Origin of the sequence: Nocardia sp. NPDC059228 (assembly GCF_042754245.1) — a bacterium.
Classification (GTDB): domain Bacteria; phylum Actinomycetota; class Actinomycetes; order Mycobacteriales; family Mycobacteriaceae; genus Nocardia.
Genome location: NZ_JBHZAL010000002.1, coordinates 330,433 through 348,859 on the forward strand (window position 1 = coordinate 330,433; position 18,427 = coordinate 348,859).

The 18,427-nt window shown below is 70.1% G+C and carries 14 protein-coding genes; 7 read left to right on the plus strand and 7 right to left on the minus strand.

Going from position 1 to position 18,427, the window contains the following annotated elements; genetic code table 11:
* Window positions 1–16 precede the first annotated feature (16 nt).
* The 4 genes from ACFXKA_RS05385 to ACFXKA_RS05400 form a co-directional block, all read right to left on the minus strand.
* Window positions 17–1,027: a zinc-dependent alcohol dehydrogenase family protein gene (locus tag ACFXKA_RS05385; RefSeq protein ID WP_379426235.1), complete on the minus strand. Its 1,011-nt coding sequence runs from the start codon at window positions 1,025–1,027 to the stop codon at window positions 17–19.
* A 103-nt stretch (window positions 1,028–1,130) separates the two neighbouring features.
* On the minus strand, window positions 1,131–2,138 hold the full coding sequence (locus tag ACFXKA_RS05390) for a glycoside hydrolase family 172 protein (RefSeq protein ID WP_379426237.1): 1,008 nt from the start codon (window positions 2,136–2,138) through the stop codon (window positions 1,131–1,133).
* A gap of 118 nt (window positions 2,139–2,256) precedes the next feature.
* The gene (locus tag ACFXKA_RS05395; protein WP_379426238.1) at window positions 2,257–3,171 is read right to left on the minus strand and encodes a tyrosine-protein phosphatase; all 915 of its coding nucleotides are present in this window, start codon (window positions 3,169–3,171) and stop codon (window positions 2,257–2,259) included.
* A 169-nt stretch (window positions 3,172–3,340) separates the two neighbouring features.
* The gene (locus tag ACFXKA_RS05400; protein ID WP_379426239.1) at window positions 3,341–5,731 is read right to left on the minus strand and encodes a PEP-utilizing enzyme; all 2,391 of its coding nucleotides are present in this window, start codon (window positions 5,729–5,731) and stop codon (window positions 3,341–3,343) included.
* Between the two features lie 166 nt (window positions 5,732–5,897).
* On the opposite strand from ACFXKA_RS05400, the gene ACFXKA_RS05405 reads away from it, so the two are divergent.
* From ACFXKA_RS05405 to ACFXKA_RS05430, 6 genes are all read left to right on the plus strand, one after another.
* On the plus strand, window positions 5,898–7,406 hold the full coding sequence (locus ACFXKA_RS05405; RefSeq protein WP_379426240.1) for an FAD-dependent oxidoreductase: 1,509 nt from the start codon (window positions 5,898–5,900) through the stop codon (window positions 7,404–7,406).
* Window positions 7,407–7,486: 80 nt separating this feature from the next.
* Window positions 7,487–8,437 carry a LysR family transcriptional regulator gene (locus ACFXKA_RS05410; protein WP_379426241.1) on the plus strand — a complete coding sequence of 317 codons (951 nt, stop codon included), beginning with the start codon at window positions 7,487–7,489 and terminating at the stop codon, window positions 8,435–8,437.
* 279 nt (window positions 8,438–8,716) lie between these two features.
* The gene (locus ACFXKA_RS05415; RefSeq protein WP_379426242.1) at window positions 8,717–10,909 is read left to right on the plus strand and encodes an alpha/beta-hydrolase family protein; all 2,193 of its coding nucleotides are present in this window, start codon (window positions 8,717–8,719) and stop codon (window positions 10,907–10,909) included.
* 129 nt (window positions 10,910–11,038) lie between these two features.
* A complete protein-coding gene (hsaA, locus tag ACFXKA_RS05420) occupies window positions 11,039–12,199 on the plus strand; it encodes a 3-hydroxy-9,10-secoandrosta-1,3,5(10)-triene-9,17-dione monooxygenase oxygenase subunit (protein ID WP_354834954.1) in 1,161 nt (386 codons plus the stop codon).
* The gene (locus tag ACFXKA_RS05425) at window positions 12,199–13,053 is read left to right on the plus strand and encodes an alpha/beta fold hydrolase (RefSeq protein ID WP_354834956.1); all 855 of its coding nucleotides are present in this window, start codon (window positions 12,199–12,201) and stop codon (window positions 13,051–13,053) included. Before hsaA ends, ACFXKA_RS05425 begins: the two co-directional genes overlap by 1 nt.
* 84 nt (window positions 13,054–13,137) lie before the next feature.
* Entirely contained in the window at window positions 13,138–13,662 is a 525-nt protein-coding gene (locus ACFXKA_RS05430; protein ID WP_354834958.1) for a DinB family protein, read from the plus strand.
* Between the two features lie 75 nt (window positions 13,663–13,737).
* Here ACFXKA_RS05430 and ACFXKA_RS05435 read toward each other — a convergent pair whose 3' ends face one another.
* On the minus strand, window positions 13,738–16,041 hold the full coding sequence (locus ACFXKA_RS05435) for a LuxR C-terminal-related transcriptional regulator (RefSeq protein WP_354834960.1): 2,304 nt from the start codon (window positions 16,039–16,041) through the stop codon (window positions 13,738–13,740).
* Window positions 16,042–16,197: 156 nt separating this feature from the next.
* Here ACFXKA_RS05435 and ACFXKA_RS05440 point away from each other — a divergent pair, with 156 nt between their 5' ends.
* Window positions 16,198–16,578 (plus strand): hypothetical protein, encoded by a 381-nt coding sequence (locus ACFXKA_RS05440; protein ID WP_379426363.1) that lies wholly within the window; start codon window positions 16,198–16,200, stop codon window positions 16,576–16,578.
* A gap of 3 nt (window positions 16,579–16,581) precedes the next feature.
* On the opposite strand, the gene ACFXKA_RS05445 is transcribed toward ACFXKA_RS05440, so the two are convergent.
* Window positions 16,582–17,499 carry an alpha/beta hydrolase gene (locus tag ACFXKA_RS05445; protein ID WP_354834964.1) on the minus strand — a complete coding sequence of 306 codons (918 nt, stop codon included), beginning with the start codon at window positions 17,497–17,499 and terminating at the stop codon, window positions 16,582–16,584.
* A gap of 60 nt (window positions 17,500–17,559) precedes the next feature.
* Window positions 17,560–18,408 (minus strand): alpha/beta fold hydrolase, encoded by an 849-nt coding sequence (locus ACFXKA_RS05450; protein WP_379426243.1) that lies wholly within the window; start codon window positions 18,406–18,408, stop codon window positions 17,560–17,562.
* Window positions 18,409–18,427: the final 19 nt, after the last annotated feature.

Here is an 18,427-nt window from a genome sequence, read left to right on the forward strand (position 1 = left end):
GGCCAGCCACCACCCTCTATCGTGCCGCCGCCCGTCCGGGATGCAGCTGGATCTTGCGTCCGGTGCCCGCGCGGAAGGTCCGCAGGGCATCGCCGAATTCGTCGAGTGCGAAGTCGTGGGTGATCACGGTGTCGGCGTCGATGACGCCCTCGCCGAGCAGGTCCACGGCCCGTCCGAAACTGTGCAGCACGGCCATGGAGCCGACGATGGTGATCTCGTCGTTGTAGACGCGGAACGGCGAGATGCTCGCCCGCGCCGCCGCCGGCGCCACCCCGAACTGCTGATAGGTGCCGCCGCGGCGCACCCTCGACAGTCCGTCCTCGACAGCGGCCACCGTTCCGCTGCAATCGATCACGATCTCCCAGCCCTCGGGCCGGTCCATATCCTCGGCGGACACGGTGGCCGCGTCCGCGCCCAGCGTGCGCGCGGTGGCCAGCCGATCGGCATTGGTGTCCACCATCGACACCGACGCCGCGCCCGCCGCGATGGCCAGCTGCAGCATGAGCAGTCCCATGGTGCCCGCGCCGTAGATCAGGTAGTGCGACCCGAGTCGCCGTGGCAGCACATCGAATCCGTGCACCGCGCACGAGAGTGGTTCCACCAGTGCGCCGTGCGCGGGCGGTACATGCCCGGGCAGCCGATAACAGTTGGCGGCGGGCACTTTCACGTACTCGGCCATGGCGCCGTCCACGGTGTCGCCGATGGCGCCCCAGTTCTCGCAGAGATTGCCGCGCCCGATCGCGCAGTAGTGGCAGCGCCCGCAGAACAGCGAGGGATCCACCGCCACCCGGTCACCGGCCCGCACCCCGGCCGCGTCCGCGCCGAGCGCCACCACCTCGCCGGCGAATTCGTGGCCTGGCACGATCGGATAGGGCGTCGGCGGGAATTCGCCCTCCACGATATGGATATCGGTACCGCATATCCCGACCGCATCCACCCGGATCACTACCTCACCGGTGCCCGGAGCAGGATCCGGCACGGATTCGACCGAGAACTGTCCGGGCTTCTCGACCACCAAGGCGCGCATAGCAATAACCATGCACCCGCGTGCCACCCGTTCGACGCGTTTTACGCAATAGCAATCGCAATCTTTCTGTTTTCCCGCAATCGTTACGGGGACACGCGGGGGATCAGGGGAGGGCGTGATACCAGAAGGCGGTGGAGGCCACATGCGCCTGGTCCAGCGGTAGGTAGTGGCCGTCCGCGCGCCAGCCCAGCGCCTGCACGGTGGCGCGCAGGCCGTGGTCGAAACAGATCGGGTCGGGAATGTGCCAGCGGTACATGCCGAATCGCTGGTGCGGTTCGTAGATTCGATGCGGCGGCAACACCTGCGGCATGCCCAGATAGGGGGTCGAGTAGGGTCGATAAGCGCCGTCGAGGTCGAAATTCCAGGCCCCGCCGAAATAGTCCTCGGTGCCGGTCCCGCACAGGGTGGGGAATTCGGTGTCGTCGTCGAGATAGAACTTCAGCTCGCCCTCGCCCCACCAGCCCGCCGCCCGCGGCTGCACGGCCAGATACGTCCCGGCATACCGTCCGGGACCGCCGTCGATCTCGACGATCGGATGCTCCGCCGGAATGCCCAGCGGATCGGAGCAGCGCCACCGGGCGTGCAGATACCCGGCGGCGCCGGGTAACTCCTCCTCCAGATAGGTGATCTGGTAGTACACCGGCGCGGCCCGCTCGGACCCGTTGTGCAGGGTGATGAGCGCGTGAGTGTGGAAGGGCATGGGCCAGTAGCTGTTCAGCCCGCCGGCGGGTGCGACCACCACCATGGCGGAATTGATCAGCGCCAGCTGATCCCAGCCGTTGCAGAAGAAGTCGCCCAGCGGCACCGCGACGCCCGGTTCGGGCGAACCGTCCCAATACATCTGGAGGGTGAAGTCGCGCAGCAGCGCGCGATCGGTGGTGAGCCACAGGTGCCGGATCACGCCGGGCCCGGAAAGGTCGGCGAGCGTGGCGGTTTCGCCGGGCGGCAGATCGATGGACGGCGACACCTTCCACCCGCGTCCCAGCCCCGCGGCCGCGAAGGCCCCGGTTCCGGAGATGGCGCGCCCGCCCCCGCCGGCCTCGCCGGTGGGGTTCTCCGCGCTCACCGAGCGGGTGCGCCGCCCGTCCAGCTGCCAGATATCGTGCACCATGCGAATTTTCGCATGTCGATCACGAATGTGAAGCGGACATGCGGCGGACATGCGAATGCCGACGCCGTCCCATGGCCGCCGCCTCCCCGGGCCCACGACGCCGGCATTCCGGAACTGATTACTTACCGACCAGCTTGGACTTCAGCGCGGCGACGGTCGCGTCGTCGACGCCCAGGCCCTGCGACAGGAAGTTGTCGAAGGAGCCGAAGCTCTGCTGGACCGCGTCGAAGGAGGCGTCCAGGTAGTCGCGGTCCACGCCGAGCACCGGCTCGAACAGCGACGGATCGGTGACCAGGCCCTTGGCGACCAGGCCGTCCAGCGTGGCCTTGTTCGACGCGGCCAGGTTGTCGTTGGACGCCAGGTAGTTGTTGTAGATCTGGCCCTTCGGCGCGCCCAGGGCGCTCAGCAGGATGGCCGACATCCAGCCGGTGCGGTCCTTGCCGGCGGTGCAGTGGAACAGCACCGGGCCGTTGGCGTTGGCGATCTCCTTGACCGCGGCGCTGAACTGCGAGCGCGCGGTCGGGTCGGTGACCATCCACTTGTAGTAGTCGACCATGTACTGATGGCCCTTGCCGTCACCGAGCAGCTGCTGCTGCACGGCCGGGCCGCCCTGCACGGCCTTGGCGAAGAACAGGTAGAAGTCGTTGTTCGGGTCGTAGACCGGCAGCGACTTCTCCGGGATCGAAGCCGGCAGCTTGTCCGGGTTCTGGCCGCGCTCGGTCGGGCTGCGGAAGTCGATGATCTCGACGATGCCCGCCGACACCAGCTGCTGCTGCTCGGCGTCGCTCAGCTTGTTCAGCGCGTCGGAGCGGAAGACCGAACCGTCCTTGACCTTGCCCCCGCCGCCCTGGGTCGGGATGCCGCTCAGGTCCCGGGCGTTCGGCGCGGACGGCAGGTCCAGTGACGCGCCCTTGGGCGTCTGTAGCACCGGGACGGGCGCCGCCAGCGCCGGGGTGACGGCGATCGGGGTGAGGGCGATGAGCGCGGCGGCTACACCGGTGAGTGTGCCGCGTGCGGCGCGCGAGATCGTCACTAGGGGGTTCCTTTCGGTCACGGACCGGGTGGTGGGGTGTCCCGGTCCGGGCTTCTGACGCGGGCCCGCCTGCCGGATACGGCGCGGGCCCACGGGTCGGGGCATGACCGACCGGCCTCGGGCGCGAGCGCGGGAGCGCGCCCGAGGCACGGTGCGGTTGCCGGCCGAGCTATTCCGCGTCGGCCAGCAGCGTGATGGTTCCGGCGGCGCCGTCGACCCGGACGCGCTGGCCGTCCTGGAGCGCCGTGCTGGCGGTCTTGGTGTCGACGACGCAGGGGACGCCGAACTCGCGGGCCACGATGGCGGCGTGCGAGGCCGAGCCGCCGATATCGGTGACCACCGCACCCGCGTAGCCGAACATGGCGGTGTGGCCGGTGTCGGTCACCGCGGCCACCAGGATGTCGCCCGGCTCGATGTCGTCGTCGAGGGTCAGCACGCGCTTGACGGTGCCCTCCACCACGCCCGGGCTCACGCCCAGGCCGGAGATGGTGTCGCCGACCGCGATCGCGCCGGAGATCTCCTCCGGCTCCCACGGGCCGTTGACCACGTCGGGCATCCGGATGGCCTGGAAGCGGGTGCGCTCGGCGCGGCGGCGCGCCACCCGCTCCTGCAGATCGGCCGGGGCCCAGAGGATTTCGTCGAGGTTCAGGAACGCCGAATCCTCGATCGCGGTGAGCTTGCCCGCGTGCACCAGGCGCGCGGCCCGCTCCTGGGTGGCCAGCCGCAGGCAGTTGGTGACCCGCACGACGGCGTCGCGGGCGCGTTCGCGGTAGACGGTCGCGCCGACGGCCATCTTGGCGGTGCGGCTGGTCGGCTCCGGCACCGGTTCGCGGTGCGGCGCGGGCATTTCCGCGGCCCGCCCGGCGGCGGTGACCAGCAGCTCGGGGCGGTCGCCGAAGGTGGCGTTGATGAGTTCGCACTCGCCCGGGCCGCGGTGGCCGATCCTGGCCAGCTCCTGGTCGAGGGCCTGCGAGAACTCCGGCGACTTCTCGCGGGCGGCCGCCACGTCACCGGTCTTGGCCAGCGCCTGCAGTCCGGCGTCCTTGCGGCACAGGGCCGCCAGCCGCTCCACGGCCAGCATGGTCTTGGCCGACTCCAGGCGGTTCAGGTCGATCTTGACCTCGCCCTTGTGGGCGGCGGTGGCCGCGCCGGTCATCATGACTCCGATGGAGGCCGCCTGCCACGCCTGGTTGAGGCGGTCGCGCCAGAGCAGGGCGCGGGCGTGCAGCTGCTCGTCGGTGAGCTCCGAGATCTGGTCGCGGGTCAGCGCTTCCGCGTGCGAGACGGCATTGATGTGCTCGGCGGTCTTGCTGTAGCCGAGCGCGGTGGCGGCGACCCGGCCCATGGCCTTGAAGGTGCCGGCCCGGGCGGCCAGGCCGGTCGGCATGGCCGGGCGGCCCTTGGGGTGCAGTTCGACATCGCCGATGGTGCCGTAGACGTCGCGGCGCACGCTCTCCTCGTCCCAGCCGGGCATGTTCTGCGCGGAGAAGACGCCGATGGAGGCGTTGATGTACACGCTGTGGCCGAGCACGCTGGTCACGCGGGACACCCAGTGCTCCAGCGCGATTCCCTCGATGGCGATCATGTGGCCCATGGCCTCGTTGCCGAGCCGGATGGCGCCCGCCTGCAGATCGATGGTCAGCGGGGTGAGCGGGCCGGGCAGCGCCTCGGAGGTGTTGGTGGCGGTGTAGACCGGGATGCGGTCGTCGACCATGTCGTCGAACTCGCCCTGCAGGCCTTCGGGCGCAGCCGATTTCAGCGCGTGGCCGTCGGAGGTCGGGGCGTTCTGGGGCACCACGTGGGTGGGCAGCGGAATCGCGCCGCGGCGAGCGCGGATGCCGGAGCCGCCGCTCTTGCGGCCGTGCAGCGCGCGCGCCACGTCGGCGATCACCTCGGTGGCGGTCCAGCCGTAGCGGAAGCCCCAGTCCTCGCGGGCGGCGCTCGCGTCCACCGGGGTCTGCGACGCCGACGACTTCGGCAGCCACGCACCGTATTTCACGCCCGCATCGGCGAGGATGCGCTTCACCTCGGCGCTCGACACATTGCCGGGCGCGGCCAGCTCGACCACGCCGCCGCGCTGCGACAGCGCCGCCAGCACCAGGAAGCGCTCCAGGTCGTCGTAGTGCAGCACCTGGATGCTGCCCTTGCCACCGCCGGTCAGGCTCTCCAGCGTGCGCCAGCTGCCGCGGTCGATGCGCCGGCCGGCCACCAGCGCGGTGCGCACGATGAGCGCGTCCGCGCCGGAGCCGGTCACGATCTTCTCGACACTCGAATCGCCGCCCGCCGCAACGGGAACCACGAGGCGCGCACCGGAATCCTTGGCCGCCTGGGCGATTGCCGCCACCGCCGGACCCGCCAGGTGCACGATCGCGTCCACCCCGGCCACGGCCCGCGCGCAGACCTGGGCATCGGACAGATCGCCGACGATCACCTCGACCCGCGGGTCCACGTAGCGGTGCCGCTGCCGGTCCAGGCCGACCACCTCGTGGCCGGCCGCCAGCAGCATGCGCGCCACGGCACGGCCGCTCGGCTCGGTGACACCGGTGACCAGAATCCGCATTGACTCTCCTCCTCGTGCAGGCATCCCCAACCACAGTGACGCCGTTCACACACCATCCCCAGTGCGACGGGTGGTGACCGGTCACAGTCCCGGTCAACGGGATCGGTGAATCGCTCAGCAAGATGGGGCGCTAAGTGACGGCGGTCGGAGCGGGCACCGTCGAGGCATGACAGTGCGGAATCCGGTCACGCCGCGGGCGGCCGGCGAGGTGAGCCACTACGACATCGAGACCGATGTGCTGGTCGTCGGGTACGGCGCGGCGGGCGCCTCGGCGGCCTACGAGGCGGCCTACGCGGGCGCCCGGGTGCTGGTGGTGGACCGGTCCGGCGGTCCGGGCGGTGCGTCGGCCATGTCGGGCGGCGAGATCTATCTGGGCGGCGGCACCCCGATCCAGGTGGCCTGCGGCTACGACGACACCCCCGAGGCGATGGCGGCCTTCCTGAAGGCGGCCCTCGGCGCGGGCGCGGACGCGGCCAAGATCGACGAGTACTGCGCGGGCAGCGTCGAGCACTTCCACTGGCTGGTCGACCGCGGCGTGCCGTTCAAGCCGACCATGTGGGATGCCCCCACCTGGGTGCCGCCCACCGACGACGGGCTCATGTGGCTGGGCGAGAACAGCTGGCCCTTCACCGAACTGGCGTACCCGGCCCCGCGCGGGCACCGGCCCACCGCCAATGACTTCGGCGGCAAGCTGCTGATGGAGTGCCTGGCCGGCGCCGCCGAATCCGCCGGCGCCACCGCACTGTTCGACACCCATGTCGGCACCCTGATCGTGGATGGCGACGGTGTCGTGGCCGGAGCGGTCGCGCGGCGGTACGGCAAGGAGATCACCATCCGCGCCCGGCGCGGCATCGTGCTCACCACCGGCGGTTTCGTCGACAACGACGACATGCTCGCCGCCCACGCGCCGCAACTGCTGGGCCACACCAAGGTCAGCGCCGGCACCGACGACGGTTCCGGCATCCGCATGGCCCAGGCCCTCGGCGCGGCCGTGCGCCACATGTCCGCCGGTCAGGTCGGCATGTCCCTCATTCCCGGGCTGGCCGCGCGCGGCCTGGTGGTCAATGCCCTCGGCCGCCGCTTCATCAACGAGGACACCTACCCCGGCCGCATCGGCCAGCACGCGCTCTACCGCCAGAACATGGGCGGCAGCTGGGCGGGCGACGATACCGCGGTCTGGGTCGTCGTCGACGAGGACGGCTTCGAGGACGTCCCCGAGCCGCAGCGCTGGGGCGTGCGGCCCACCCACGTCGCCGAGACCCCCGCCGAACTGGAAGAGCTGACCGGCCTGCCGGCGGGCTCGCTGACCGCGGCCATCACCCGCTACAACGAATTCGCCCGGCAGGGAACCGATCTCGATCACCACAAGTCGCCCCGCTGGCTGCGCGAACTGACCCCGCCGTTCGCCGCCATCGACGTCAAGGCCGGCGTGCGCCCGCCGTCGGAGGCCGGTGACCGGCGTGGCACCGGCGCGTCCGTCTTCACCCTCGGCGGCCTCCACACCGACCTGGACGGCCACGTCCTCGACCTCGACGGCCGCCCCATCCCGGGCCTCTACGCCGCGGGCCGGGCCGCCAACGGCCTGCACGGCTTCGGCTATATCTCCGGGACATCCCTGGGCGACGGCACCTTCTTCGGCCGCCGCGCGGGCACCGCGGCCGCCCGCCGCGCATAGCCGCTCGCCTGCCGTCTGGGGTGAGTTGTGGTGGGCGATGACGCCTTTGCGGCCGAGAACAGGTTCTAGACTCGCCCGCTATGGAAATTCACATGCGGCAGCTGCGGTATTTCGTTGCGGTGGCGGAGGAGCTGAGCTTCACGCGCGCCGCGCAGCGGTTGCATGTGGCGCAGCAGGGGCTGAGCGCGCAGATCCGGCAGCTGGAGAAGGCGCTGGATCTGGTGCTGTTCACGCGGACCACCCGCAGCGTCGAACTCACCGAGGCGGGGGCGGCCCTCCTCGAAGGTGTCCGAAGTGCTTTGACCACACTGGAAATGGCGGTCGAGGGGGCGCGGGTGGCACAGCGGCGGGAGTCGGATCGGCTGGTGCTCGGCTATCTGGAGGGCGCCGCGCTCACCCTCACCGAGCCGATCCTCGCGGCCTTCCGTGCACAGCATCCCGGGGTGACGGTCGACATGCGGCAGTTCACCTACGAGGAGCCCGCGGCCGGACTGGAGAGCGGGACCGTCGACGTGGCCTTCGTGCGACTCCCGTTCTGCGCGGCCGGAATCCGCTTCGAGCCCCTGTTCGCCGAGCCGCTGGTGGCGCTGGTGCCCGCCGCGCACCGGCTGGCGGAACTGCCCGAGGTTCGGGTGCGGGACCTGCTCGACGAGCCGCTGCTCGGGGCGGCCACCACCGATCCGGAGTGGAATGCCTTCTGGGAGTTGCACGATCACCGCGACGGGCGGCCCGCGCCGGTGGTGTCCCGGTCGAGTTCGCTGCTCGAGGAGCTGCACAAGGTCTCGGTCGGGGTCGGCGTCGTGCTGACGGTGGCGTCGGCGCGGTGGATGCCCTTTCCCCGGGTCCGGGTGCTGCCGGTCGCGGACGCTCCGCACAACCAGGTGACGGTCGGCTGGCGCGTCGACCACGAGACGCCGCTGGTGCGGTCGTTCGTGGACATCGCGCGCCGCGTTCGCGACGCCAACCCCGACCTGGTCGCGCGCCTGGAACAACCCGATCTCGACGACTGCACCCTGCCGCAGCATCTGTGATTGACAACCGGTGCTTGTCAATGGCTGGGAAATAGCTGTTTCACACCGGTTCCCCTGCGCCCTAATGTGTTTCCGCGTGGGCGGTCAACGCGGAGGTTGCGGCGTCCACCGGCGAGTCCGCCCAAGGCTCACGACTGCCTCATCTACCCGGTGAGGCGATCTCGGATAGCCAGCACCGCCGGACGACGGACTGAGCCCCCGTCGTCCGGGCGGTGTCGGCGCCCGTGCCCGCGCGTGTCGCTGCCGTGCGGTCACTGTCGGGCGACCAGACTCGAGGGCATGATGGCGGACGAACGGCAGGGTGACGAGCACGGGGACGCCCGCGACGCGGTAACCGGGCGCGGCGAAGCGACCGAACCCCAGCCGCCGATATCTCAGCTTGCGGCCGGGCCCGAGCGGCCGAGCGAGCCGGAGCGGCCGAGCGAGCCGGAGCGGCCGAGCGAGCCGGAGCGGCCGACCGTGCCCGAGCGGCCGACCGTGCCCGAGCAGCCGACCGTGCCCGAGCAGCCGACCGTGCCCGAGCAGCCGACCGAGCCCGAGCAGCCGACCGAGCCCGAGCAGCCGACCGAGCCGGAGCGGCCGACGCAGCCCGCCGTGACGATCGAACGTGATGAGACGACCGAATGTGACGAGACAACCGGTCGTGATGAGACGACAGCGCGCGAAGAGGTAACCGCGACTGGTAAGTCGACCGACACGGGTGAGACGAATGGGCAGGCCGCAGGCGCGGCACGGCCGGCATCGCTGCGTGCACGGGTGTGGGCGGTCGTGGATCGTGCGGAGCGGGCCGTCAATCCGAGCTATCCGGGGTTGGTGGTGGCCTGGATCTTCTTCCTCTGGGCGGTGTCGCCCTCACTGCTGCCGCGCACCTGGCTGTTCGAGGGACTGGTGTGCGGGATCAGCGCGGCCATCGGATACGCCGTGGGTGGCGTGCTGGAGTGGGCCTTCAAGAAGTGGGTGCGGCCACGGCTGCCGGAATCGGCGGAGGGCCTGGCCAAGCTGTGGCATCCGAGCGAGACGACCCGGGCGGTCAGCAAGGCCGCGATCGTGGTCGGGACCATTGTCGGCGCGGCCCTGGTACTGGCCCGGTCGGCGCGCTGGCAGCGTGATCTCGAGGTGCTGATGGGGATGCCGCCGACCACCACCTCGAGCTACCTGCGTGCCGAACTGGTGGCGGCGGCGACCCTCGCGCTGGTGATCGTGGCGTATCGCCTGGTGCGGTGGCTGATCCGGCTGATCGTGCGGCTGCTGAACATCGAATGGCGGGTGCCGCGGAACATCGCCTACCCGGGCGCGGTGATCGTGGTCGCGGTGATCGCGGTGCTGTTGTTCCAGGGCGTGCTGGCGAAAGCCTTCTTCTCCGTGGCGAATTCGGCGTTCAGCCTGCGCAACGGCAAGACCTCGGCGAGCGCAGTCCAGCCGCAGCTGCCCGAAAGGTCCGGCAGCCCACAGTCACTGGCGCCCTGGGACACCCTCGGGTCGGAGGGCCGCTGGTTCGTCGCCACCGCGCCGAGCGCGGACCGGATCGCCCAGGTCACGGGGAGGCCCGCGCGCGAACCGATTCGGGTGTACGCGGGCCTGGACTCGGCGAACACACAGCAGGACATCGCCGATCTGGTGGTGCGGGAACTGGATCGCACCCACGCCTTCGAGCGCAAGGTGCTGGTCGTGGTCACCACCACCGGAACCGGCTGGGTGGACTCCACCACCGCCTCGTCCATCGAGTACATGTACGGCGGTGACACCGCCATCGCCGCCACCCAGTACTCCTACCTGCCGAGCGTGCTGTCGTTCCTGTCCGACCGCCAGAAGGCCACCGAGTCCGGGAATGCGGTGATCCACGCCGTCCACGAGCGCTGGGCGCGGCTGCCGCCGGGACAGCGTCCGAAACTGCTGGTGTACGGGGAGAGTCTGGGCTCGCAGGGCTCCGAGGGCGCCTTCACCGGGCTCGACGACATCCGCACCATGGTCGACGGCGTGCTGTGGGTCGGCCCGCCCAATTCCAACCGGATCTGGCGTCAGCTCGAGCAGCGCCGCGATCCGGGAACGCCGGAGATCCTGCCCGTCTACGCCGACGGCCTGATCGTCCGCTTCGCCGCCACCGCACCGGACCTGGGCCGCCCTGACCGGACCTGGTTCGACCCGCGCGTGGTGTATCTGCAGCACGCCTCCGACCCGATCGTCTGGTGGTCCCCGGATCTGCTGTTCACACAACCGGATTGGCTGAAGGAACCGCGCGGTGCGGACGTCTCCAAGTCCATCCGCTGGTGGCCGATCGTCACCTTCTGGCAGATCAGCGCGGACCTGGCCAACGCCCAGGGCGTCCCGTCGGGCCGCGGCCACCGCTACGGCGACCTGCCCCTGGACGGCTGGGTCGCGGTGGCCCAGCCGCAGGACTGGAACCCGGACCTGGAACGCAGCATCCGCAAGGCCCTCGACGAGGACATCACCTGGGAATACGCCCACAAATAGCCGCTGCACAGCGATCGGTCCGTATCCAGCGGAACCTGGATTCCGATCATCGGGACTATTTCGGATCGAAACACCGCGTTGGCCATAGCTTCGAGGGCAGGAAACTCTGGCACGAGGAGGAACGCCCGCATGACTAACAAGGTGCTCGATCGGGTCCGCGATCTGCTGCCCGCGATCCGGGAACGCGCGGTTCAGGCCGAGGAGCAGCGGCGGGTGCCCGACGCCAGCATTGCCGAGCTCACCGAGGCCGGCGTGTTCCGCATGCTCCAGCCGGTCCGCTTCGGCGGCATGGAGGAGTCGCCGGTCGCCTTCTACGAGGTGATCCGCACCATCGCCACCGTCTGCCCGTCCACCGCCTGGGTGTCCTCGGTGCTGGGCGCGCACCCGTGGCAGCTGGCCCTGTTCGAGGATCAGGCCCAGCAGGACGTGTGGGCCGAGAACTCCGACACCCTGGTGTCCTCCTCCTATGCGCCGACCGGCAAGCTGACCGTGGTCGACGGCGGCTACGAGCTGTCGGGTCGCTGGGCGTTCTCCTCCGGCTGCGACCACGCCCAGTGGGTGTTCCTCGGCGCGCTGGTGCCCACCGAGACCGGCATGGACTACTACACGATCCTGGTGCCGCGCACCGACTACCGGATCGAGGACACCTGGAACGTGTCGGGTTTGTCCGGCACCGGCTCCAACGACATCGTCATCGAGAAGGCCTTCGTGCCGGCCCACCGCGCCTACTCCGCCGCGGACCAGGCCAACCTGGTCGGCCCCGGCCAGCAGGTGAATACCTCTCCGCTGTACAAGATTTCGTTCGGCGCGCTGTTCTCCAACACCATCACCGCCCCGATCATCGGCGCGGCCCAGGGCGCGTACGAGGCGCACATCGAGCGCCAGCGCGAGCGGGTGCGGCTGTCCTACGGCGGGCAGAAGGTGTCGGAGGATCCCTTCGCCCACGTCCGGATCGCCCGTGCCGCTTCGGAAATCGACGCCGCCGTGCTCCAGATGGAGCGCAATATGGGCGAGCAGCTGCGCTACGCACAGGCCGGTGAGGAGATCCCGTTCGAGCTGCGCCTGGCCACCCGCCGCGATCAGGTGCGCGGCACCGAGCGTGCGCTCGAGGCGATCGACCTGCTGTTCAAGAACTCCGGCGGCCACGCCATCCGCCGCCCGAACATCATCGAGCGCAACTGGCGTGACGCGCACGCCGGCAGCGTGCATGTGATCAACGATGTGGAGCGGGCCCTGGCCATGTACGGCAAGGGCGCCATGGGCCTCGAGGTCGCGGATCGGATGCTCTGATGACTCTGACCGCGGAGAACACCACCCGCTGGGTGACGGTCGGCGGCCACAAACTCCGCTATCACGAGGCCGGCGAGGGCCCGGCGCTGGTGCTGCTGCACGGCTCCGGCGCGGGCGTGTCCGGCTGGGCCAACTTCGGCGACAACCTGCCGGTGCTGGCGCAGCACTTCCGCTGCCTGGTCCTGGATCAGCCCGGCTTCGGCGAGAGCGGCCGCCCGGAGGTGTACGAGCGCAATTACCTGCGCATCGCCGCCGACGCCGTGATCGGGCTGCTCGACGAGCTGGGCATCGAGAAGGCGCACGTGCTCGGCAATTCCATGGGCGGCACCGTCGCGACCCTGCTCGCGCTCGAGCACCCGGGTCGCGTCGATCGCGTGGTGCTGATGGCGCCCGGCGGCGTCGGCGTGAACGTGCTCGGACCCGAACCGTCCGAGGGCATTACGCGGCTCATGGAGTTCAATGCCAACCCCACCGACGAGAAGGCGATGGGCTTCCTGCGGGCCATGGTCTACAACCAGGCCACGCTCACCGAGGAACTGGTGGCCAAGCGCCTGAAGGCCGCGGCCGATCCCAAGGCCCAGGCCGCCCTGCGCGACGCGTACGCCACCTTCTACAACCCCGGGCTGGCCGAACCGGTCCCGCTGTGGGCGCGGTTGAAGGGCATCACGCAGGAGGTGCTCATCCTGTGGGGCCGCGATGACCGGGTCACCCCGGTGGAGGGCTCGCTCTTCGCCGCCCGGCAGCTGCCGAACGCGGACCTGCGCACCTTCGCCCGCTGCGGCCACTGGGTCATGGTGGAGCGCAAGGACGCCTTCGAGCGGTCAGTGGTCGACTTCCTGAACAACGGCCTGTAGCAAGCGGTTTCCGATGATTCGGGGGTGGGATTTCCCACCCCCGAACTCGTTTTCCCGGTTTCGGCGCGGCGCTACAGTCCGAGCATGACGTGGACAGCCCCGGACATCACCCGGTCCGCCCAGGTGCTCGTCGGTGACGAGCGGGCCATGCTGCACTCCCTGCTCACCCGCGGCCGCGAGATCCTGCTCTGGAAATGCCAGGGGCTCACCGGCGCTCAGCTCGCGACCCGCAGCGTGGAACCGTCCACCATGTCCCTGCTCGGCCTGATCCGGCACATGACCGAGGTCGAACGCGGCTGGTTCCGCAAGCGGGCCGCGGGAGAGCCGGTCGGCTACCTCTACTCCAGCGATCCGGGCCGGGACGCCGACTTCGACGACGCCATTCCCGAGCAGGCCGAGGCCGACTACGCCCGATTCCTCGAGGAAATCGCCGTGTGCGACAAGGCCATAGCCGATCTTCCCCTCGACCACACGGTCACCCATCCGCGCACCGGCACCGACCTCTCCCTGCGCTGGATCTACCTGCACATGATCGAGGAGTACGGCCGCCACGACGGCCACGCCGACCTGCTGCGCGAACGCATAGACGGGGCCACCGGCTACCAGTAGCCCCGGTTCGACACGCGTCCGATCCGAATGTGCCTTCGGCTGCGACAGATTCGGGGTCGCGTGCGGGTAGCGGATCTACAGATTGTGTTCGTGCGCCCAGGCGGCCAGCTGCGTGCGGGAGGTGAGCCCGAGCTTGGTGAGGATGTGCTCGACGTGGGTCTCGGCCGTGCGGACCGAGATGACCAGGTCGGCGGCGATGCGCTTGTTGCTGTGACCGGCCGCGACCAGGCGGGCGACGTCCTTCTGACGGCGGGTCAGCACACTGGTTTCCGACAGGGTCGCGGTGGCCGCCCGCGGAGCGCGCTTCAGGGCGGGCGGTGGCGCAACGGGTTCCGGCTCGGCGGCGGTGCGGCCGAGCGCGTAGTCGATGGCCTCCTCCAGCGGCAGGCTCGCGCCCGCGCCGAACGCGGTGCGGAACGCCTCCTCGCCCAGCGCGTCCCGGACCTTGAGCCGCTCCTTCTCACCGACCGCGACGGTGATGGTGTGGGCCAGCCGAATCGTGCTGCGCTGCAGGGATTCCGCCGCGCCCAGCAGGCGGGCGGCCCGCTCGTGGTCGCCGTCCGCGGAGACCGTCCAGGCCAGCCCCTCGAAGGCCGACGACAGCCAGATACAGCGCTCGAACAGGGCCAGTTCCTCGATGGCGCGGCCGTGGAATTCGGCGGCGGCCTCGAGTTCGCCGCGCCGCCAGTGGTCGATCCCGACCGTCCACAGCGCCAGCCCGCCCAGCAGGTGCGAACCGCTGTCGGTGGTGAGTTCCAGGAAGCGCTGGGCCAATTCGGTGCGCCCCGGCGCTTCCAAGACCATGGCCGCCATGAAAGAGAAGGCGTGCGAGTCCATTTCGATGGCGTGCTGGCCGTGCGTGGCCGCCAGCTCGATGGCGCTGCGGCCCAGCTCCAGTGAGCGTTCGCGGTCGCTGGAGGCGAAGGCCAGCAGCGACCGGTCCAGCGCCACCTCGGCCATGATGTCGGTATCACCCAGGGCGGCAGCCAATTCCATGCACTCGCTCACCAGCCGCGCCGCCGATTCCTGATCACCCAGCAGGGCTGCCAGCGAGGCGGCGGAGGACAGCGCCTTGGCCCGCTCGGCGGTCCGCTCCGGATTGCGGGCCAGCGAATCGGTGAGCCAGCGGTAGCCCTCGGACAGGAAGCGGTTGTGTTCCCAGAAGGGGCGCAGCACGGTCACCGTGGCCATGGTGCGCAGTGGCTCGTCTTCCAGGCCCGTGCGCAGGGCGGCACGGAGATTCGCGTGCTCGCGGCTCAGCTCCCGGAACCACTCCACGTCCTCCGCGGTCCAGTACGCGGTCTGCCCACGCATGGCCAGCTGCCGATAGTGCTCGCGGTGCCGCGCCCGGACCTCCTGGTCGGTACCGCGCTGGGCGAGCCGGTCGGCGGCGAACTGACGGATCGGCTCCAGCATCGAGTACCGGGCGACATCCCCGTCGAAGCGCAGCATCACCACCGACTTGTCCACCAGCCCCGTCAGCGCCTCCATCAGCGACGCGGACCCCAGCTCGCACACCGCCTCCGCGGCATCGATGTCGAAACCGCCCGCGAACACCGAAAGCTGTTCCCACAGTGCCTGTTCCGCCGCGGTGCACAGGTCGTAGCTCCAGCGGATCGCGCCCTCGATGGTCTGCTGGCGCTGCGGCGCGGTGCGCGGCCCGGCGCTGAGCAACCCGATGGTGTCGTCGAGACGATCCAGAATCTGCTCCGGCGTGAACATGCGCAGCCGCAGCGCCGCCAGCTCCAGCGCGAGCGGCATGCCCTCGAGGCGGCGGCAGATCTCCGCCAGCACCGGCCGGTTGCCCGGGGTGGCCTGGAAGCCCGGGTTGGCGGCGCTGGCGCGCTCGATGAACAGCTGCAGCGCGTCGCTGTCCTCACCGGGGGTCTGGGCCACGGTCAGCGGCGGCACCGGCATGACCTGTTCGCCCGGTATCCCGAGCACCTCGCGGCTGGTGGCCAGCACCCGCACATCCGGTGTGGTGGCGATGATCCGGCCGACCAGCGCGGCGCACGCCTCGATCAGATGCTCACAGTTGTCCAGAATGAGCAGCAGCCGCTTGTCGGCCAGGAATTCGGTGAGCCGGGGCAGCGGCGCGGTGGATTCGTCGCGCAGGTTCAACGCCTCGGTGACACTCAGGGTGACCAGCGCCGGATCCTGTACATCGGCCAGCTCGACCAGCCATACGCCGTCGGGGAACGCGCGCGCGACGAGGTGCCCGATCTGTCGTGACAGGCGGGTCTTTCCCATGCCGCCGGGACCCAGCAGGGTGAGCACCCGGGTGGTGGGCAGCAGGCGCTTCGCAGTAGCCAGCTCTTCGCGGCGGCCGACGAAGCTAGTTACCTCTTCGGGGAGGTTTCCATAGACACGCCGCGCCATGGCGTCAAACCTATGTGATTTGCCGCATTCTGTGCCAGCAGGTTCGCATAAACGCAGCTCGCGGCGGCTGCTGATGTGTGCGGCGATACACTCGACCGGGTGCCGAGCCGAACGCGCCGAGCCCGCCTGGCGGACGTCCACGAATTGGCGGCCGGTATGCCGCACGTGACCATCGAGCACGGGCCCGCGGGCAACCCGGTCTACCAGGTCGGCCGCAAGTCCTTCGTCTACTTCCGGACCCCGCGCCCCGACGCCGCCGACCCGGAGACCGGGGAGCGGTACGACGACGTCATCATCTTCTGGGTGCCGTCGGAGGACGACAAGCTGGCCCTCACCCAGGACCCGGATTCACCGTTCTTCACGACCCCGCACTTCCAGGGACATCTCTCGGTCCTGGTGCGCGGCAGTCGAATTCCCGAACTCGGCCTGCAGGAGCTCACCGAGGTCGTGCAGGACGCCTGGCTTTCGCGCGCCTCGGCGACCAGGGCGCGACGGTGGCTGGCCGAAAACGCGCCGGGGACAGGCAGATCCGGCTGAGGCTCAGGCCGCGGAGGTCGCCGGGGCCAGTGCGCCGCGCAGGGCGTCGATGATCAGCTTGCGCGCCTCGGTGCCTTCGGGAGTCGGCGTCAGGGGATAGACGTGGACCAGTTCGGGCGCCTCGTGATAGTCGACCTCGACACCGGCGGCCCGGGCCTTGCCCACCATGATCCGGGTGTCGGGCACGAGGATGTCGCGGGTGCCGCAGAAGACGGTGAGCGGGCCGAGGCCGGTGAAGTCGGCGAACAGCGGGCTGACGCGCGGGTCGGTGATCGAGAGCGGGCCGCGCCAGTGGTCGCCGAGGACCAGGCCGCCATCGCGTCCGAGCCAGGGATCCTGGGCCTGGACGGTGAGGATCTCCGGATTGCTCAGGCTCAGATCCAGGGCGGGTGAAATCAGCACTGTCCGAGGCACTGCCGGTTGCTGCTCGTCGCGGAGCAGAACCGCCGTGGACAACGCGATCTGGCCGCCCGCCGAATCACCCGCCAGGCAGACCTCCCCGTACTCGGCCCGATTGGCGCGAACAAGATTCGCGAAGGCCGGGATCACCTGATCGGCGGTGCCGTAGGGGATGAGCGGATAGATCGGCACCGTGACCGTCGTGCCCGCCTCGGCCGCGATATCGGCGGCCAGCTGCCAATGCTGCCGGGCGATCTCATTGACCCAGCCGCCGCCGTGGCAGTACACGACATTGCCTCGGGCGCGGCCGGATCGGGGCGTGAGGGTGTAGATCGGCCAGCCGTTCTCCCGGCGCACCTCGATGGTCACATCCGCACGCAACACGCGCGGCGGACCGTACGCCTGCGGCCGGAGGCTGCGCTCCCGAATGTGCTCGCGGGCACCCTCGGCGCTGATGAACGGCCGGTTGGCCCGGACGACCCGCAGATACGCGGGCACCGCCCGACTGAGCAAGCTGGGCATCAGCGCCTCCCGTGCGATAGTCGGTCTGCGGCCTCGACCATACCGAATCGGACCAATGCCCTAGCTGTGTTCGATGACCGCGCCGGTCAGGAAGGCGGACATGGCCGCGGCGACGGCAGCCGGCTGATCGAGCATCGATAGGACGTAGGCGTCATCGATCTCCACCAGGCGCGCCCTGGGAATCAGCTCGGCCAGGCGGCGGCCGTGCTCGCGCGGCATCACCTTGCCGGCCGACGACCACAGGATCAGGGCCTCGCCCCGGAAGTCGCGCAGCGCTTCGGTATTCGCGATGAGCTCGGCCTTGTTGCGGCGGGATCGGGCATAGGCGAGCAGATCACGCCGGATCCGCTTGTCCCGCAGGCCGGGATCGGTCCAGCCGCGGATGATCTCGTCGCCGAGCGGATAGCGCGCCATCCAGCCGAACAGCAGCGGTGAGGAGCGCAGCCACCGGACGCGTAACTGTTTGAGCGCCATCGTGATTCCGCCGGGCAACGCCGCGCCCACGATGGCGGTCTTGCCCGGCAGGCCGGGTGGGAAATTGGCGAAGGCCTCGCAGGGCAGCACGATCAACCGGCCGACCCGCTCGTCGAGGCCGTAAGCGGTGAGGAAGAGCCCGCCGCCCCAGTCGCTGTGCACCAGGGTGACGTCACGCAGGTCCAGGGCAGCGAGGAAATCCGCGATCAGCTGATTGAGCCCGCGCAAGGTCAGATCCGTGCCCGCACGCAAGGGCTCCGGATGCGACCCGAGCGGCAGATCCGGCAACACGTACCGGAAGCCCTCGGGCAGCTTGCCGATCACCTCGTCCCACACCGTGTGGTTCATCAGCAGCCCGTGCAACAGCACCACCGGTGGCCCCTCGCCCCGCTCGGCGTAGTGCACCCGTCCCGCGCTCAGTTCGACAGTCGGCATGATATCTCCCCTCTAGAGC

Excerpts from the sequence above, each read along its gene's own strand:
- ACFXKA_RS05415 (WP_379426242.1), top strand. The coding sequence starts at position 8,717 with ATGATGGCGGACGAACGGCAGGGTGACGAGCACGGGGACGCCCGCGAC.
- ACFXKA_RS05430 (WP_354834958.1), top strand. The coding sequence starts at position 13,138 with ATGACGTGGACAGCCCCGGACATCACCCGGTCCGCCCAGGTGCTCGTC.
- ACFXKA_RS05450 (WP_379426243.1), bottom strand. The coding sequence starts at position 18,408 with ATGCCGACTGTCGAACTGAGCGCGGGACGGGTGCACTACGCCGAGCGG.
- ACFXKA_RS05445 (WP_354834964.1), bottom strand. The coding sequence starts at position 17,499 with ATGCCCAGCTTGCTCAGTCGGGCGGTGCCCGCGTATCTGCGGGTCGTC.
- ACFXKA_RS05425 (WP_354834956.1), top strand. The coding sequence starts at position 12,199 with ATGACTCTGACCGCGGAGAACACCACCCGCTGGGTGACGGTCGGCGGC.
- ACFXKA_RS05400 (WP_379426239.1), bottom strand. The coding sequence starts at position 5,731 with ATGCGGATTCTGGTCACCGGTGTCACCGAGCCGAGCGGCCGTGCCGTG.
- hsaA (WP_354834954.1), top strand. The coding sequence starts at position 11,039 with ATGACTAACAAGGTGCTCGATCGGGTCCGCGATCTGCTGCCCGCGATC.
- ACFXKA_RS05440 (WP_379426363.1), top strand. The coding sequence starts at position 16,198 with ATGCCGCACGTGACCATCGAGCACGGGCCCGCGGGCAACCCGGTCTAC.
- ACFXKA_RS05385 (WP_379426235.1), bottom strand. The coding sequence starts at position 1,027 with ATGCGCGCCTTGGTGGTCGAGAAGCCCGGACAGTTCTCGGTCGAATCC.
- ACFXKA_RS05410 (WP_379426241.1), top strand. The coding sequence starts at position 7,487 with ATGGAAATTCACATGCGGCAGCTGCGGTATTTCGTTGCGGTGGCGGAG.
- ACFXKA_RS05390 (WP_379426237.1), bottom strand. The coding sequence starts at position 2,138 with ATGGTGCACGATATCTGGCAGCTGGACGGGCGGCGCACCCGCTCGGTG.
- ACFXKA_RS05405 (WP_379426240.1), top strand. The coding sequence starts at position 5,898 with ATGACAGTGCGGAATCCGGTCACGCCGCGGGCGGCCGGCGAGGTGAGC.
- ACFXKA_RS05435 (WP_354834960.1), bottom strand. The coding sequence starts at position 16,041 with ATGGCGCGGCGTGTCTATGGAAACCTCCCCGAAGAGGTAACTAGCTTC.